General features: G+C 70.7%; 12 protein-coding genes and 1 tRNA gene. 4 read left to right on the top strand and 9 right to left on the bottom strand.

Features of this window, described 5'->3' with window-relative positions:
• Positions 1 to 3: 3 nt before the first annotated feature.
• Genes AB0J74_RS04125 through AB0J74_RS04140 form a run of 4 tightly spaced genes read right to left on the bottom strand, consistent with a single transcriptional unit; the run spans position 4 to position 3453 of the window.
• Positions 4 to 1206, bottom strand: a complete 1203-nt coding sequence (locus tag AB0J74_RS04125; RefSeq protein WP_363444395.1) for an ABC transporter permease — start codon at positions 1204 to 1206, stop codon at positions 4 to 6.
• A complete protein-coding gene (locus AB0J74_RS04130; protein ID WP_363444398.1) occupies positions 1203 to 1859 on the bottom strand; it encodes an ABC transporter ATP-binding protein in 657 nt (218 codons plus the stop codon). The genes AB0J74_RS04125 and AB0J74_RS04130 overlap by 4 nt, the downstream gene beginning before the upstream one ends.
• Entirely contained in the window at positions 1856 to 2923 is a 1068-nt protein-coding gene (locus AB0J74_RS04135; protein WP_363444401.1) for a peptidoglycan-binding protein, read from the bottom strand. Before AB0J74_RS04135 ends, AB0J74_RS04130 begins: the two co-directional genes overlap by 4 nt.
• Positions 2920 to 3453: a hypothetical protein gene (locus tag AB0J74_RS04140; protein WP_363444404.1), complete on the bottom strand. Its 534-nt coding sequence runs from the start codon at positions 3451 to 3453 to the stop codon at positions 2920 to 2922. The genes AB0J74_RS04135 and AB0J74_RS04140 overlap by 4 nt, the downstream gene beginning before the upstream one ends.
• Before the next feature lie 134 nt (positions 3454 to 3587).
• Here AB0J74_RS04140 and AB0J74_RS04145 point away from each other — a divergent pair, with 134 nt between their 5' ends.
• From AB0J74_RS04145 to AB0J74_RS04155, 3 genes are all read left to right on the top strand, one after another.
• Positions 3588 to 4244 (top strand): response regulator transcription factor, encoded by a 657-nt coding sequence (locus AB0J74_RS04145; protein WP_363444407.1) that lies wholly within the window; start codon positions 3588 to 3590, stop codon positions 4242 to 4244.
• Positions 4241 to 5428, top strand: coding sequence for a HAMP domain-containing sensor histidine kinase (locus tag AB0J74_RS04150; RefSeq protein ID WP_363444410.1), 1188 nt, complete (start codon positions 4241 to 4243; stop codon positions 5426 to 5428). The genes AB0J74_RS04145 and AB0J74_RS04150 overlap by 4 nt, the downstream gene beginning before the upstream one ends.
• Positions 5429 to 5497: 69 nt before the next feature.
• On the top strand, positions 5498 to 5770 hold the full coding sequence (locus tag AB0J74_RS04155) for a hypothetical protein (RefSeq protein ID WP_363444413.1): 273 nt from the start codon (positions 5498 to 5500) through the stop codon (positions 5768 to 5770).
• A 534-nt stretch (positions 5771 to 6304) separates the two neighbouring features.
• On the opposite strand, the gene AB0J74_RS04160 is transcribed toward AB0J74_RS04155, so the two are convergent.
• The 3 genes from AB0J74_RS04160 to AB0J74_RS04170 all read right to left on the bottom strand — a co-directional run bounded on the left by AB0J74_RS04160 (position 6305) and on the right by AB0J74_RS04170 (position 10531).
• A tRNA-Met gene (locus tag AB0J74_RS04160) sits at positions 6305 to 6378 on the bottom strand.
• 83 nt (positions 6379 to 6461) lie between these two features.
• Entirely contained in the window at positions 6462 to 9458 is a 2997-nt protein-coding gene (locus AB0J74_RS04165; RefSeq protein ID WP_363444416.1) for a UPF0182 family protein, read from the bottom strand.
• Positions 9459 to 9517: 59 nt separating this feature from the next.
• Positions 9518 to 10531 carry a PDZ domain-containing protein gene (locus tag AB0J74_RS04170; RefSeq protein WP_363444419.1) on the bottom strand — a complete coding sequence of 338 codons (1014 nt, stop codon included), beginning with the start codon at positions 10529 to 10531 and terminating at the stop codon, positions 9518 to 9520.
• Between the two features lie 103 nt (positions 10532 to 10634).
• Here AB0J74_RS04170 and AB0J74_RS04175 point away from each other — a divergent pair, with 103 nt between their 5' ends.
• Positions 10635 to 11921: a zinc-dependent metalloprotease gene (locus AB0J74_RS04175; protein ID WP_363444422.1), complete on the top strand. Its 1287-nt coding sequence runs from the start codon at positions 10635 to 10637 to the stop codon at positions 11919 to 11921.
• A gap of 76 nt (positions 11922 to 11997) precedes the next feature.
• Here AB0J74_RS04175 and AB0J74_RS04180 read toward each other — a convergent pair whose 3' ends face one another.
• Together AB0J74_RS04180 and AB0J74_RS04185 are read right to left on the bottom strand one after the other, a co-directional pair.
• Positions 11998 to 13326, bottom strand: a complete 1329-nt coding sequence (locus AB0J74_RS04180; RefSeq protein WP_363444425.1) for an AarF/ABC1/UbiB kinase family protein — start codon at positions 13324 to 13326, stop codon at positions 11998 to 12000.
• A 21-nt stretch (positions 13327 to 13347) separates the two neighbouring features.
• A complete protein-coding gene (locus AB0J74_RS04185) occupies positions 13348 to 14886 on the bottom strand; it encodes a hypothetical protein (RefSeq protein WP_363444428.1) in 1539 nt (512 codons plus the stop codon).
• Positions 14887 to 15051: the final 165 nt, after the last annotated feature.

The raw sequence follows: 15051 nt of genomic DNA on the forward strand, positions 1-15051 counted from the left end.
TCGCTAAGGCGCCGCCAGCGCCTCCGTGGGAGAGAGCCGCGCCGCGCGGATGGCCGGATACAACCCCGCGATGCCGCCGATGAGGACCGTCGCGGCCAGGCCGCCGGCCGTGGCCCAGCCGGGCACGGTGGTCGGCCAGCCCTGGTAGGCCGCGTATCCGGTGGTCACGATGACCCCCAACAGCACCCCGCCGATGCCGCCCAGGGCCGATAACAGCAGCGACTCGGCCAGGAACTGGGTGCGGATCTGGCCTCGGGTGGCACCGAGCGAGCGGCGCAGGCCGATTTCGCCGCGGCGTTCCAGCACCGAGATGACCATCGTGTTGGCCACGCCCACGCCGCCGACCAGCAGGGCCACCGCGCCCAGGCCCAGGAGCAGGCCGGTGAACGCGGAGCCGGCCGCGCGCTGGGCGCTCAGCGCGTCGGACGGGCGGGAGACGTCGACCTCGTTCGGTGCCTCCGGGTTGGCGGTCGGGCCGAGCACCGCGCGGACCGCTTCGACCTGGCTCTCGTCGGAACGCGTGTAGACCGTGGTCGGGTGGCCGTCGAAGCCGAACCGGTCGGTGGCGACCGGCCAGCCCATGATGGCGGCGTCGTCCAACTCTTCGGCGAGCGCGACCGGTGCCAGGATGCCGACCACCACGAAGCGCTCACCACCGACCACGATCTCCACCTCCGGGCCGGCGTGGCTGATGCCCAGCCGCCGCGCGGCGGCGTCGCCGAGCACGACCGCCGGATAGTTCGCCGTCGCCTCGTTCAGCCACACTCCACTTCGGAGCGTCGCGCTGACCGTCGACAACAGGTCGAGCCGGGCCGCGAACGTCGACAGGCCGTTCGTCTGCGCCGGCGGGATGCGGTCGGTGCGGTAGACGCTGGCCCCGCCGACGCTGCCGATCGCCGAGGTCGACCGCACGGGGCCGATCCGCCCGATCATCGACTCCGCGGCCAGCGGCAGGCTGGCGTCCTCGCCGAAGATGGAGTGACCGGGCGTGACGGTCAGCAGGTTGGTGCCGAGCGACGCCAGCTCGCGGTCGAGGTCGGCCCGCGACGACGCGGAGATGCCGACCACCGCGATCATCGCCGCGATGCCGATGGCGATGCCCAGCGCCGAGAGCAGAGCCCGGGTCGGCCGGGTACGCAGCCCCACCGCAGCCACCCGCACGATGTCGCGCGGCCGCAGCCGGGCCGGGGTCAGCAGCGCGCTCATGCCGCCACCACCTCGCCGTCGCGCATCCGCACCTGGCGGGGCAGGCCGCCGGCGATCTCCCGATCGTGGGTGATCACCACCACCGTGGTCCCGGCCGCGTGCAGGTCGCGCAGCAGCGCGAGCACGCCCGCGCCGGCCGCCGAGTCGAGGTTGCCGGTCGGCTCGTCGGCGAGCAGCACCGGCGGTTCGCCCACGACGGCCCGGGCGATCGCCACCCGCTGCCGTTCACCGCCGGAAAGCTCGTGCGGCTCGTGGTCGAGCCGGTGGGCCAGGCCGACCCGGTCCAGGGCCTCGGCCGCGCGGCGGCGGCGGTCGGCGAGAGCGGCACCGGCGTACAACAGGCCGTCGGCGACGTTGTCGAGCGCGCTGACCCCGGGCGCCAGGTGGAACTGCTGGAACACGAAGCCGATCCGGCGGGCGCGCAGCGCGGAGAGTTGCCGGTCGGACAACCGGGACACGTCGTGTCCGTCGATCGTGACCTGCCCGGCGCTGGGTACGTCGAGCGTGCCGATCAGGTGCAGCATCGTCGACTTGCCCGAGCCCGACGGGCCGACGATCGCGATCAGCTCGCGCTCGCCGATGTCGAGGCTCACCCCGCGCAGCGCGGCGACCCCGCCCGGATAGACCTTGGAGACGTCGGTCAGCCGGATCATTTCGGCATCCCCACCGTCGCGCCCTCGGCGACGCCGTCCCCGGTGATCTCGACCCGGCCGTTGGCGAACAATCCCGTCTCGACCCGGACGTAACGCGTCGTGCCGCCCGAAACGAGTTCGACGCCGTAGCCGCCCTCGGCCAGCGCGACCAGCGCCGCCACCGGCACGGTGAGCACGTCGGCGTGCTGTGCGGCGGTGAACGTCACCTCGACCGCGGCGACGTCGAGGCCCGCGCCGGCCTTGGCGTCGGCCAGCGAAACCTGCGCCTCGATCTTCGTCTCCGGAGCGCCGTTGGGGTCGTCGCTGGCCTCGATGACCGTGTAGACCCGCCGCACCGAGCCGTCGGCCCGGTTGCCGTCGGGCAACTCGACGGAAACCTTGGTGCCCTTCTTCGCCAGCCGCTGCTCGCCGATGTCGAGCTGGACGGTGATCACCCGGCTGGTGCCGGTGTACGCGAGCACCTCCTGGCCCGGGCCGACCGTCCCGCCGAGCGTGGCCGTGACGCTGTCGATCCGGATCGGGCCCGGCGCGAAGAGCACCCGGCCCAGTTCCACCCGACCGGTCTCGGTGATGCCGAGATCGTCCTGCCAGTCGCGGACGGCGTCGGCGGTGGACGAGGTGTATTCGTCGTCGGCGGTGAAGCCCGAGTAGCCCAGCGCGCGCAGGTTGGCCTCGAGCTGCTTGACGTCGGCACCCTCGTCGCCCGGGCCGAGCGTCCGGTAGGCGGGCAGGTTGCCGTACATCAACACAACCGGTTGGTTGTCCACTTTGTACACCGCCCTGCCGCGCGGGAACACCGATCCGGCGTACGGGAGGGTGGTGACCGTCCCGCCTGACCGCCCGGAAAGCGCGGTCTTGTCGCCGTAGCCGAGCGTCCCGTCGACGGTCTGGGTGTCGTCGAGCGTCTGCCGGGTCACCGTCGCCGTCGCCGGCGGCAGTTCCGCGGCCGGGCCGCCGTCGCCGTCGGAGCCGAACCCGAAGCCGATCGTGGCCGCGGCGGCCGCGCCGACCGCGAGCACCGTGACCGCGCCACCGGCGAGCTTCGTGCCACGCCTGCCGTTCACTTGTCATCCGGCCTTTCCATCAGCGCGTCGCACTTCTCCTGCGCCGCCTTGAAGTCCGGGTCGTTGGCGATCTGCTCGTTGATCCGGATGCCTCCGTTGTCGGGGTCCGGGTCGGGGAAGGCCTCGACCCCGTTGTCGCGCATGCACTTCGCGTGGGCGAGCATCCGCTCCAGCATTTGCGGGTCGGGCTTGCCGCCCGGCCCGCCGGACGGCGCGAACTCCTTGCACTTCTCCTGCGCCGCCTGTACGTCGTCGCCGGGGCCGGCGTTGATCCGCTGGCTGATCCGGCCGCCGTCGATCTCCGGGTCGGGCATGTCGATCCCCTGCTCGCGCATGCACTGCGCGAACTTCAGCGCCCGCTCGCCCTGGTCGGCCGGGCCCGCCGCGCCACTGCTCGCCGAAGCCGTCGGCGTGCCGCCCAGCGAGGCCACCCCGTTGCCGTCGCCATCGCCGGAACCGCCGCAGCCGGCCACCGCGAAGAGCAAGGCGACCGGGATCACGGCGTACGCCAGGCGTTGCCTTCGTTTCATGACATCTCCCGCCAGCGGGCGGGCCGCGCGGATGCGACCCGCTGTGGCGGCAGAGTCAACGCCCCGCGCTGTTTCGCCCGTGCTTCCGACATCGCTAACAGCGAAGAAACAGGTTGGGCCGCCACCATGGGTCGATGCGCATCCTCGTGGTCGAAGACGAACGGCTGCTCGCCGAGGCGATCGCCGAGTGGTTGCGCGGCGACGCGCACGCCGTCGACGTGGCCCTCGACGGCGACGCGGCGCTGGAACGCCTGGCGGTCAACGACTACGACGTCGTCGTGCTCGACCGCGACCTGCCTAAGGTGCACGGCGACGACGTGTGCCGGGCCATGGTCGGCTCCGACACGACCGCGCGGATCCTGATGCTGACCGCCGCCGCCGAGATCGGCGACCGGGTGGCCGGGCTGTCGCTCGGCGCCGACGACTATCTGCCCAAGCCGTTCGCGTTCGTCGAACTCGCGGCCCGCGTGCACGCGCTCGGCCGGCGGGCCCGCCCGGCCACTCCACCGGTGCTGCGCCGCGCCGGAATCCTGCTCGACGCCGCGCGCCGGCAGGTGTTCCGCGACGACCGGTACGTACCGCTGTCCAAAAAGGAATTCGGTGTGTTGACCGAGTTGCTGCGGGCCGACGGCGCCGTGGTCAGCGCCGAGCAGTTGCTGGAGAAGGTCTGGGACGAGAACGCCGACCCGTTCACGTCGGCGGTCCGGCTCACCGTGCTCAAGCTGCGTCGCAAGCTCGGCGATCCACCGATCATCGAGACGCTCGCCGGAGAGGGGTACCGCATCTCATGAAACGCTTCCGGCCGACCCTGCGGGCCCGGCTCACCCTCGTCTACGGCGGCCTGTTCCTGCTCGGCGGCCTGGTCGTGCTCGGCGTGACGCACCTGCTGGTCGAGCAGCAGGTGTCGGTGCGCGGCGGGGTGGTGGTCAACCAGCGGATCGGCTCCCCACCCGGCGAGTCCGCGGTGTTCTTCAGGACCACCGAGGGCGAGCCGATTCCGGCGAGCGACATGCCGCAGTTCATGGCGCAGCAGCAGGCCGAGGTCCGCAGCGACGCGCTGACGTCGCAGCTCACCCAGGGCGGCATCGCGCTGGGCATTGTCGGCGCCGTCGCGATCGCCCTGGGTTGGCTGGTCGCCGGCCGGGTCCTGGCGCCGCTGCACCGGGTCACCGACACCGCCCGCCGCATCGCCAACGCGCGCGGCGCCGACCTGAGCCTGCACGAGCGGATCGGCATGCGCGGCGGCGACCACGACGTGAAGGAGTTGGCCGACACGTTCGACACGATGGTCGAGCGGTTGGACCGGTCGTTCGAGAGCCAGCGCCGGTTCGTGGCCAACGCGTCGCACGAGTTGCGGACGCCGCTGACCCTCAACCGCGCGCTGGTCGAGGTGGCGATGAACCGCCGCACCGCGTCACCCGACGTCATGCAGCTCGGTGACACCCTGCTGGAGATCAACCACCGGCAGGAACGCCTGATCAACGGCCTGCTGCTGCTGGCGCGCTCGGAAAGCGAGGTCGGCGACCGGCACGAGATCGACCTGGCCGACATCGTGTCGCACGTGGTGGCGCTGGCGGCCGAGGAGGCCCGCTCGGCGTCGGTCACCCTGACGTCGGCGGCGGCGCCGGCACCGACCACCGGCGACCCGGTGCTGCTCGAACGCCTGGCGCAGAACCTGGTGGAGAACGCGCTGCGGCACAACCACGCGGGCGGCTATGCCCGGATCACCAGCCGGCGCCTGCCCGACGGCGGCGTCTCAGTGGAGGTGGCCAACACCGGTGCGGTCATTCCGGCGTACGACATCCCGGGCCTGTTCGAGCCCTTCCGCCGCCTCGACGACGACCGCCTTGTCACCGCGAAGGGCGCCGGCTTGGGCCTGTCGATCGTCCGCTCGGTCGCCCGCGCCCACGGCGGCGACGCGACCGCGCGCCCCAACCCGGGCGGCGGCCTGATCGTGACGGTGACGCTGCCATAACGCGTCGTGAAGCCGACCGCTGTCCAATGGACGACGGGCGATGGCTCGGGGAGTTCCTATCGTCCGGCCGTGACCCTTCACCACACGACGGACGACCGGGCGTGGGTGCGCGCGGTGGCGGCCGAAGTCAGCGCGCTGCGCGGCCGCCCGCTCGTCGACGCCGCCATCGGCCGGCGCCTCGGCACCGACCTGGCCACGTACGCCGAGCGGGATCTGGCCACCCTGCGCCTGCCCGACATCGCCGCCGACCGGCCGGTCGAACGGGCGCTGGTCCGCCGGCTGCACGACCAGCTTCCCGGCTGCCGCCCTCGGTGGAGTCGTCCTCCCACAGCTCGAAGTTGACCCGGAAGTCCCCGGTAATCGTGCGGCTCGTCGTGCAGATCGCGTTGGGCGTCGTGATGTCGGCCCCACCGGCCGCCGGCAACGCCATCTCACACCGCTGTTGCTGTCCGTTGTCCTGCGTGATGATCGCGACGCCGAAGAGCTCCGGTGTGTCGCAGAAGAATAGCCAGACCCGGTCGAGGCACTCGGTAGTGTGCATCTCGTTGGCCGTGACCGTGATGGTGGACCCGTAACTGGCCGCGGCCGGCGTACTCGGCAGAGCTGCCCCCACAGCCGCCGCGACGACCATGGTGAGCGCGACCGCCAACCACGACCGCACGTGTTTCCGCATCCGTTTCACGCACCATCCCCCTCGCACACCGGACCCACCACGGGTTCGGTGCGGACCAGGGTGCGCAGGCGCGGCGAGAATGGCGATACGCGGATGCGCGTACGGTCGGGGATCGGTCACGCGGCGTTGACGCCGCGCGGCAAGCGGTTCAGGGCCAACAGAAAACGGCCCCCCAGACCAGGTCTGAGGGGCCGTTCCATTTGTAGCGGGGACAGGATTTGAACCTGCGACCTCTGGGTTATGAGCCCAGCGAGCTACCGAGCTGCTCCACCCCGCGTCGGCTTGTTAACACTAGCGCACCGTGTGGCTGGGTGCCAAAACGGGGGCCGGCGTGCCGCCGGCCCCCGCTCCAGCTGCTGCTCAGCCCGGTTGGGGCGTGGCCGGTGGGCTGGTCGGCGCCGCCGGCGTCGGTGTCGCCGTCGGGGTCGAGCCCACCGGGCGGTTGGTCGCCGCCCGCTGTGCGGCCAGGAAGGCCTCGTTGGCCGCGTCGAGTTCGGTGAGGGCCTTGCCGTAGCGGCTGAAGTCACCCGACTCCTGTGCGGCCCTGACCTCGTCGATCGCGTCCGCCACGCGTTGGGAGGCCGCCGTCAGTTCCGGTGACAGCGTCGCGGGTGGCGGGTTGCCGGTGGCGGGCGGCGGGTTGGGCTGTTGCGGCTGCTGTGGTGGCTGGCCGGCCGCCTGTCTCTGTGCGTCGCCCTTCGCCACCAGGTCCTTGATGCCTTGCTGCAGGCTGCTCGCCAGGACCGCGTTGGAGCCGTCGCCGTAGGAGAGCAGCACGCGTTGCAGCAGCGGGTAGGCGTTCTGCTGGTTGCTCTTCACGTAGACCGGTTCCACGTAGAGCATGCCGTTGTCGAACGGCAGGGACAGCAGGTTGCCGTATTGGACCCTGGCCTTGCCGTCGGCGGCCAGCACGGACAGTTGGCCGCGTACGTCCGTCGCGTTGGTCATCTGTTGATGGACCTGGACGGGGCCTGACACGACGCTCTGGTCCGGCAGTTCCAGGGCCTCCAGCCTGGGCTTGCCGTCGACATAGGACCCGGAGATGATCGCGGCCAGGTTCTGCCGGCCGCGCGGGGTGACCGCCGACGTCAGCTGGAACCTCGGCTTCCCCTGGCCGGGCAGCTGGGTCATCAGGTAGTAGGGCGGCTGCTTCTGGCCCTGGTCGGGGTCGTCCGGAGCGTTGGGCACCTCCCAGTAGTCCTGGCCCGAGAAGAACTCGTTGGGCTCGGTCACGTGGTAGCGGGCCATCAGGTCGCGCTGCACCTTGAACAGGTCGGCCGGGTAGCGCAGGTGGTCGCTGAGCTCCTGCGGGATCTCGGCCTTGGGGATGATCAGGTTGCCGCCGAACGCCTTGTTCCACGCCTTGAGGACGGGGTCCTGGTCGTCGAACTGGTAGAGCTTGACCGTGCCGTCGTACGCGTCGACGGTCGCCTTCACCGAGTTGCGGATGTAGTTGATCTCTTCTCTGGCCTGCGCCACCGTGCCCGTGCCGGTCAGCTCGTCGGTGGTCGCGGACTGGAGGTTGATCCGCTCGGAGTTGGGGTAGGTCGCGGCGGTCGTGTAGCCGTCGACGATCCAGACCACCCGGCCGCCGACCACCGCCGGGTAGGGGTCGCCGTCGAGCTTGAGGAACGGCGCCACCTTGGCCACCCGGTCCCGCGGGTTGCGCACGTAGAGCAGCTTCGAGTTGTCGTTGACCGCCTCGGAGAGCAGGAAGTTGGTCTCCTGCATCTTCACCGCGTAGAGCAGCCGCCGCGGGAACGAGCCGATCGAGACGCCGCCGGTGCCGTCGTAGGTGTAGTACTGCTCGGCGTTGCCGGTCGGGCGGTCGAACTCGGCGTTGCTGCCCGCGCCGCGGGAGCCGACGACGGCGTAGTCACCGTCGCGCATCTGCTCGCCGTAGTAGATCCGCGGCTGGGTGGTCTTGATCTCCTCGGTCGACGACTGGCAACCGTCGCTGCCCTCGTCGCCCAGGAAGCCGGAGACGAAGTACGGCTGTTCGTTGCAGACCCGGTTGGCCGGCGCGGCGACCACGCCGTACCCGTGTGTGTAGATGGTGTGTCGGTTGAGCCAGTTGCTCTGCTGCGCCGTCAGGCCGGCGTAGTTGATCTCCCGGACGCCGACCACGTAGTCCTGCGTGTTGCCGTTGATGGCGTAGCGGTCGATGTCGAGCTTGTCGCCGAAGTTGTAGAAGCCGCGGGCCTGCTGGAGTTGGGTGTAGGTCTCGGACAGCAGTTGCGGGTCGAGCAGCCGGATGTTGGGCACGATCGAGGTGTCGGTGGCCAGGCTCGCCGGCGGTGGCTGGCTGCTGCCCGCGTAGGGTTCGATATCGACCTTGTCGATCCCGTACGCCGCTGTGGTCGCCTCGATGCTGTTCTTGATGTAGGGCCGCTCTTTGTCGAGCGTGCTCGGGTTGACCTGGAAGCTCTGCACGGCCGACGGGTAGATGCCGCCGATCGCGACCGCCGAGATGAGCAGCAGGGCCAGCGAGACGCCCGGCCAGACCAGGTTCCGGATGAACGCGTTGGAGAACAGGATGATCGCGATCGCGACGACGATCGAGATGTAGCCCAGGATCTCCTTGGCCGGCAGCAACGCGTTGACATCGGTGTAGCCGGCGCCGTAGACCTTCGCGCCCTCGTTGTAGGACAGCAGCAGCGCGCGCTTGTCGAGCACGTAGGCGAGGGCCTTGAACAGCACGAAAACGGCGACCAGCGTGGTCAGGTGGGCACGCGCCGCGTTGGTGATGCGGTCGCCGCCGCCCTGCAGGCGCACACCGCCGAAGATGTAGTGCACCGCCAGCGAGCCGAGCACCGCGAGCACGACAGCGGTGAAGCCGACCCCGAGCAGGTAGCGGAAGAAGGGGTACTGGAAAACGTAGAACCCGATGTCGATGTTGAAGATCGGGTCCTTGACGTTGAACGGCTGCGCGTTGCGGAACAGCATCCAGGTGCCCCAGCGGCCCTGCGCGGAGAGCCCGGCGAAGAGCCCGACGACGACCGACACGATGGCGAACCAGAGGCCGATCCGCGGCGTCAGGGCGACCCGGTAGCGGTCGAGGGTCTGTTGCTCCGACGAGTGCGGGCGCAGCAGCGGCCGGAGCCGGTAGGCGAGGTAGAGGTTGCCACCGATCACCACCGCCATGGCCGCGCCGACGACGAGGAACAACAGCAGCCGCGTGGTCAGGACGGTGGTGAACACCTTCGTGTAGTGCAGCTCGTCGAACCACAGCCAGTCGGTCCACGCGTTGACACCCCAGCCGAGCAAGGTGAACAACACGAAGACGCCGACCAGCACGCCGACCGTCACGCGGCCACGGCGGCTCATTCTCGGCAGGGGACTGCTACGCATGACCACGGTTGGCTCCGCAACGCTTGGTGGACCAGCTCAGGGGGCGGTGTTCAGACTACGGTGCATCAGCATCGGGGCGGCTCGCCGCCGGTCTTCAGGGTGTTGAGGGCGGCCAGCGCGTCGTCGACCGTGGCCACCTTGTAGAGCGGCAGGCCGTCGACCGCGTTGTCACTGGCTTCCTTGCAGTTGTCGGCGGGGACCAGGAACGCGACCGCGCCGGCGTCCTTGGCACCGACCAGCTTCTGCGGGATGCCGCCGATCGGGCCGACGTTGCCCTGGTCGTCGATCGTGCCGGTGCCGGCGATGACCTTGCCGCCGGTGAGGTCGTCGGCGCCGAGCTTGTCGATGATGCCGAGGGTGAACATCAGGCCGGCGCTCGGACCGCCGATGTCTTCGAGGTCGAACTTGAGGTCGAACGGGTGCGGCTGCTTCTGCTCGATCTCGACGCCGATCCGCGGCTGCCCGTCGACGGTCTTGGTCGTGAGCGTCGCCTGCGCCGGCTGCCCGCCGCGGGTGTAGCCGATGGTGAGGCTGCTGCCGGCGGGCTTGGCCTTGATCGCGTCGGTGAGCTCGGGGGCGGTCTTGATCGCCTTGCCGTCGACGGTGGTGATCACGTCGCCGGCCTTGAGCACCGACGCGGCGGCCCCGCCGGGCGTCACCGAGCTGACCGTGACCTGGATCGGGTAGCCGAGCTTGGTCAGCGCCACCGTCTCGGCGCTGGTCTGCGACGCCTGGAAGTCTTCGGCGTTCTGCTGCTCGACCTGCTTCTCGGTCTGGTCCGGCGGGTAGATCAACTCTTTCGGGACGACCGCTTCCTTGTCGGAGAACCAGCCGGCGATCGCGGGAAGGAGTTTGGTCTCCGAGGCCACCGACACCGTGGTCAGCCGCAGCTGCCCCGCGGAGGAGTAGCTCTGCGTGCCGGTGATCTGGATGACCTCTTTGTCGGCCTCTTTGCCAAGGGTGTTGACGGTGGGGCCGGGGCTGAGCACGACGTACGGAACCGGGGCGGAAAGCACCCCGAAGCTCAGCAGCACCGTGATCACGGCACCGAGCAGAACCGTCACGCCACGACTTTTCATGGCGGGAAGCGTACCGACCGTCCCTGAATGGCGTTCCCCCAGTTCTCCCTGGGCTTAAGCCTGCGGTACGGTCGCCCGCGCCCGACGCGCGTACCGTTGACATGTGCCTGATATTCCGTTTGGCTTCGCGCTCCCGGGCGGCCAGCCGCCGGACCCCAATGACCCGCAGCAGATGCAGCAGTTCATGGCTCAGCTGCAGCAGCTGCTCGCGGCCCCGGGCTCCGGCCCGGTCAACTGGGACCTGGCGCGCCAGGTAGCCGCCGCACAGCTGTCCCAGGCGGGCGACCCCGCCGTCTCGCCGTTCGAGCGAAACGCCGTCGAAGAGGTGTTGCGCCTCGCCGACCTCTGGCTCGAGCAGGCAGTGGCGCTGCCCTCGGGCGTCAAAACCGCCGTCGCCTGGAACCGCAACGAGTGGATCTACCGGACGCTCGACGTCTGGCAGAAGCTCTGCAACCCGGTCGCCGGCCGCATGGTCAACGCGATGGGCGACCTGGTGCCCGAGGAGGCCCGCGCCCAACTCGGCCCGATGCAGTCGATGGTCACCACGCTGGGCGGCGCGCTGTTCGGCGGCCAGCTCGGCCAGGCCCTCGGCTCGCTGGCCGCGGAGGTGCTCTCCGCGGGCGACATCGGCCTTCCCCTCGGCCCGGCCGGCACCGGTGCCCTGATCCCCGCCAACATCCGCGAGTTCGCCTCCGGGCTGGAGCTGCCCGAAGACGAGGTGCGGCTCTACGTCGCGCTGCGGGAGGCCGCACACCAGCGGCTCTTCGAGCACGTGCCGTGGCTGCGTGGGCACATCCTCAACTCGGTCGAGACCTACGCCAACGGGATCACCGTCAACCGCGAGGCGATCGAAGAGGCGATGGGGCGGATCGACCCGACCAACCCCGAGTCGATGCAGGAAATGGCCATGGAAGGGATCTTCACGCCGGAGGACACGCCGGCGCAGAAGGCGTCCCTGGCCCGGCTCGAGACGATCCTGGCCCTCGTCGAGGGTTGGGTGGGGCACGTGGTCGACGTGGCCGCCGGTGATCGGCTGCCCAACGTGGTGCGGTTGGCCGAGGCGTTCCGGCGCCGGCGGGCCGCCGGTGGGCCGGCCGAGCAGACGTTCGCCGCGCTGGTCGGGCTCGAGCTGCGGCCCCGGCGGCTTCGCGAGGCGGCGGCGCTCTGGGAGGCCGTCACCGAGCACCGGGGCGTCCAGGGACGCGATGGGCTCTGGGGGCACCCTGACCTGCTGCCGTCCGGCGACGATTTCGCCGATCCGGAGGCGTTCGCGCGCTCGCAGTTCGACAACGGCGGGCTGGGCGACTTCGACGATCTGGGCGACATCGACTTCGGCGACGACAGCCCGAAGGAAGAAAACCCATCGAAGAACGACGAAGACGACAAATAACCCTTATTTACTCGGGTTCGTCGTTGGCCGAGGGCCGCTCCTCCCGCGAGGGGCGGCCTTCGTCGTTGGTTGCGCTTCAGCGCACCGGTGCGAAACCCGGCAGCCACTCCTCGATGATTCCCCGGTAGGGCGCCTTGGCCTCCAACTGGCACAGCACGCCGATGGAGCCCAGCGTCACCCGGTGGATCAGCAGGTATGACGGCGGCAGGTTGAGCTGGCGGCTCAGCTGGAACGCCGGTGATTTCGGGCTGGCCAGTCTGGCCGCTTCTGCTCTCAGCCAGGCCCTGGTGAAGCGGAATTCCTCTTGGGCGATCGGGTCGAGCATGGGCAGGACGAACTTCAGGACCGACTCGGCGTCGATCTCCTGCTCCAGGCGCAGGAAGCCCTCTGCTCGCAGGCCGTCCACTACCGCCTCGGCGTTGCCGTCCAGGGCTAGGCGGCTCAGGCGGCCTACGGGTTCTGGGAGGCCCTCGGGGAGGCGGGCGACCGCGCCGAAGTCGACTACCCCCAGGCGGCCGTCGGGGAGCAGGCGGAAGTTGCCCGGGTGGGGGTCGGCGTGCAGCATTCGGGCCCGTGCCGGGGCGCTGAAATGGAGGGTTGCCATTCTGGCGCCGGCCAGGTCTCGTTCTTCCTCCGTGCCGGCCGCGATGATTTTGGAGAGCGGCTTGCCCTCGATCCATTCGGTCACCAGGACCCGTGGGGACTGGGCCACGACCTTCGGCACGAGGATCTCGTCGTCGCCCGCGTATGCGGCGGCGAAGGCCCGTTGGGCCTTCGCCTCCAGCTCGTAGTCGAGTTCTTCCTCGATGCGGGCCCTGAGTTCGACGAGCAGCGGCTTGATGTCCAGGCCGGGCTGGATGGCCTTGAACATCGCGCCCAGTCGCGAGAGTTGCTTCAGGTCGGAGAGCAGGGCGTCGCCGGCGCCGGGGTACTGGATCTTCACTGCCACCGGACGGCCGCCCTTGGCGCGGCCCTTCCACAGCGCGCGGTGGACCTGACCGATGCTGGCGGCTGCCGCCGGTGTGTCGTCGAACTCGAGGAAGCGGCTGCGCCACTCGGGGCCGAGTTGCTCGGCCAGCACGCGGTGCACACTCGCGGCAGGCAGCGGGGGCGCGGCCTCCTGGAGCTTGGTCAGCGCCTGCCGGTAGGGCGCGGCCATCTCCTCGGGCAGCGCGGCCTCGAAGACGGACAGCGCCTGCCCGAACTTCATCGCGCCGCCCTTGAGCTGCCCCAGCACGCTGAAGACCTGCTCGGCGGTGCGCTGCTGAAGCTCGGCGGAGATCGCATCGGACGCCATGCCGGTCATCCGCTTGCCGAACCCCAACATGGCCCGCCCGGCGAAGCCGAGAGGCAAGGAGGCGAGCTTTGCAGTCCGGGTAACGGCCTGGCGTGGGATGTCGCTCACCAGATCATTGTGACCGACAGATTACGGACTCCCAAGATCGTGTGAACGAGAACCGCAGGAACATCGCGGATGCGGCGGCCAGTAACGCCGCCGCACCTCACCAGGTGAGACCAGTTCCACAGCCCCGCCGGCGGTGCTCGGCGTCCCGCCGTCAAGGTAGGCAAGCACCTCACCCACCGCGAACGCGGTAGCCGCCATGATCGTGACCAGGTCGCAAGCCTCGGCAGGCGGCGCGGTGGCAAGGCCCGCGGCGATCTCCGGCCACGCCGGATCACGGTCGATCCGATGCAGATCGAGACACCCCAGACACGGCGACCCACCCGGAGCCACGAACGGCCCGATCACCGGAACCCCATCGCGGATGTCAACGGCGAGCACGGCTTGGTGGCGTTGCCGCAACGCGGTAGTGGCGAGGTTCACGGGCTGATCGGCACCGACCCGCACCACCAACTGCGCCCTCCCCTTACCGGCCCGCACGCCGGATGAGGCCACCGTCACACCGGCCGAGGCCGGCCCGTCCCCGATCCGGGCGCCGGGCAGCGCCGCCGACACCGCCCTTATACCGGCATCCCCCACGCCGCCGCGCCCCGTGGCGCGCACCCCGGCCGGCCCCGGCGGCGGCTCTCTCAAGCCCGAATCGCGGGCACCGGCGCTTGCCCCGGCGGGACCGTCGGCGGGCGCCCCTCCGCCGGGCACAGCGGCCGGCCCGGGCCCATGGCCAGTCGCCTCTCCGCCGGATACGGCGGCCGTCCCGGGCCCGTCGGCAGCGGCCCCGTCGCGGGACACAGCGGCCGGCCCGTGCTCGTCGGCAGTCGCCCCTCCGCCGGACACGACGACCGGCCCGTGCTCGTCGGCAGTCGCGCCTCCGCCGGACACGACGGCCGTCCCGCCGGTGTCGGCACCTACGCGTCGTGCGGTCGGCGTCGGGCGCGGGCCGGCGGACCGGGAGCCGGCGCGGCGGACTGCCGCCGTCACCGCGGCCGAGCGGGGGCGACCGACGGCGGTGGGGTCGAGACCGAGGACGGTCTCCTCGGGCCGGACCTCCCCGGGTAGGTCCGCCCGCACGTGCCCGACGCCCGAGCCGGCCAGGCCGATCGCGATCGGAGCGGCCAGGCGGCCGCGGCCGACGACCGCTACCCGGGCCTCGGCCCGACCGCGCATGATCTGGGCGGGCGTGCGATTGGCCACAGCACGCGGACCGGAACGGTGGGTGGCCGGCACGCGACCGGCGCAGCGGAGGGCCAGGGCCGCGGTTTCGGCCTTCAGCGCCGCCGGAGCGGTCAAGGTGTGTGCCGCCACGAGCAGGCCGTGGGCGTGCAGGGTGGTCAGCAGGGCGCGGACGTCACCCGATCGGGCGCCGCGGCGGACGGCCCGCGCGATCAACTGCTGCTCGGTCAGGGTGCCGTCCAGCAGGTCGACCGCTGCCGCGGTGTGTTCGTCGGCCAGTTCGACCACCACCGCGTGCCTGGGGTCGACGCCGAACTGAAGCGTGCGGCGGCCTCTGCGGATGCGGGCCAGGCCCGGCAGGAGCGTCGGCCGGAGCAATCCGATCGTCGTCACGACGTAACAGAATGTCACCGTCACCTGCGTCCTATCGGCTCGTTGTCCACAGGTGGCGGGTCATGTAGACGGGGTTATCCACAGCTTCTGGGAAGTTATCCACAACCGGGCGGTAACCTCACCTCCCGGTTTTCATGACACTCCGTATCCGTTCTGAGACGCGGG

The sequence above is a fragment of the Asanoa sp. NPDC049573 genome (genome assembly GCF_040676615.1).
GTDB lineage: Bacteria > Actinomycetota > Actinomycetes > Mycobacteriales > Micromonosporaceae > Asanoa.

What these genes read in the sequence shown, in the direction of transcription:
- AB0J74_RS04125 (WP_363444395.1), bottom strand. Translation starts at nt 1,206, where the DNA reads ATGAGCGCGCTGCTGACCCCGGCCCGGCTGCGGCCGCGCGACATCGTG.
- AB0J74_RS04130 (WP_363444398.1), bottom strand. Translation starts at nt 1,859, where the DNA reads ATGATCCGGCTGACCGACGTCTCCAAGGTCTATCCGGGCGGGGTCGCC.
- AB0J74_RS04140 (WP_363444404.1), bottom strand. Translation starts at nt 3,453, where the DNA reads ATGAAACGAAGGCAACGCCTGGCGTACGCCGTGATCCCGGTCGCCTTG.
- AB0J74_RS04145 (WP_363444407.1), top strand. Translation starts at nt 3,588, where the DNA reads ATGCGCATCCTCGTGGTCGAAGACGAACGGCTGCTCGCCGAGGCGATC.
- AB0J74_RS04150 (WP_363444410.1), top strand. Translation starts at nt 4,241, where the DNA reads ATGAAACGCTTCCGGCCGACCCTGCGGGCCCGGCTCACCCTCGTCTAC.
- AB0J74_RS04170 (WP_363444419.1), bottom strand. Translation starts at nt 10,531, where the DNA reads ATGAAAAGTCGTGGCGTGACGGTTCTGCTCGGTGCCGTGATCACGGTG.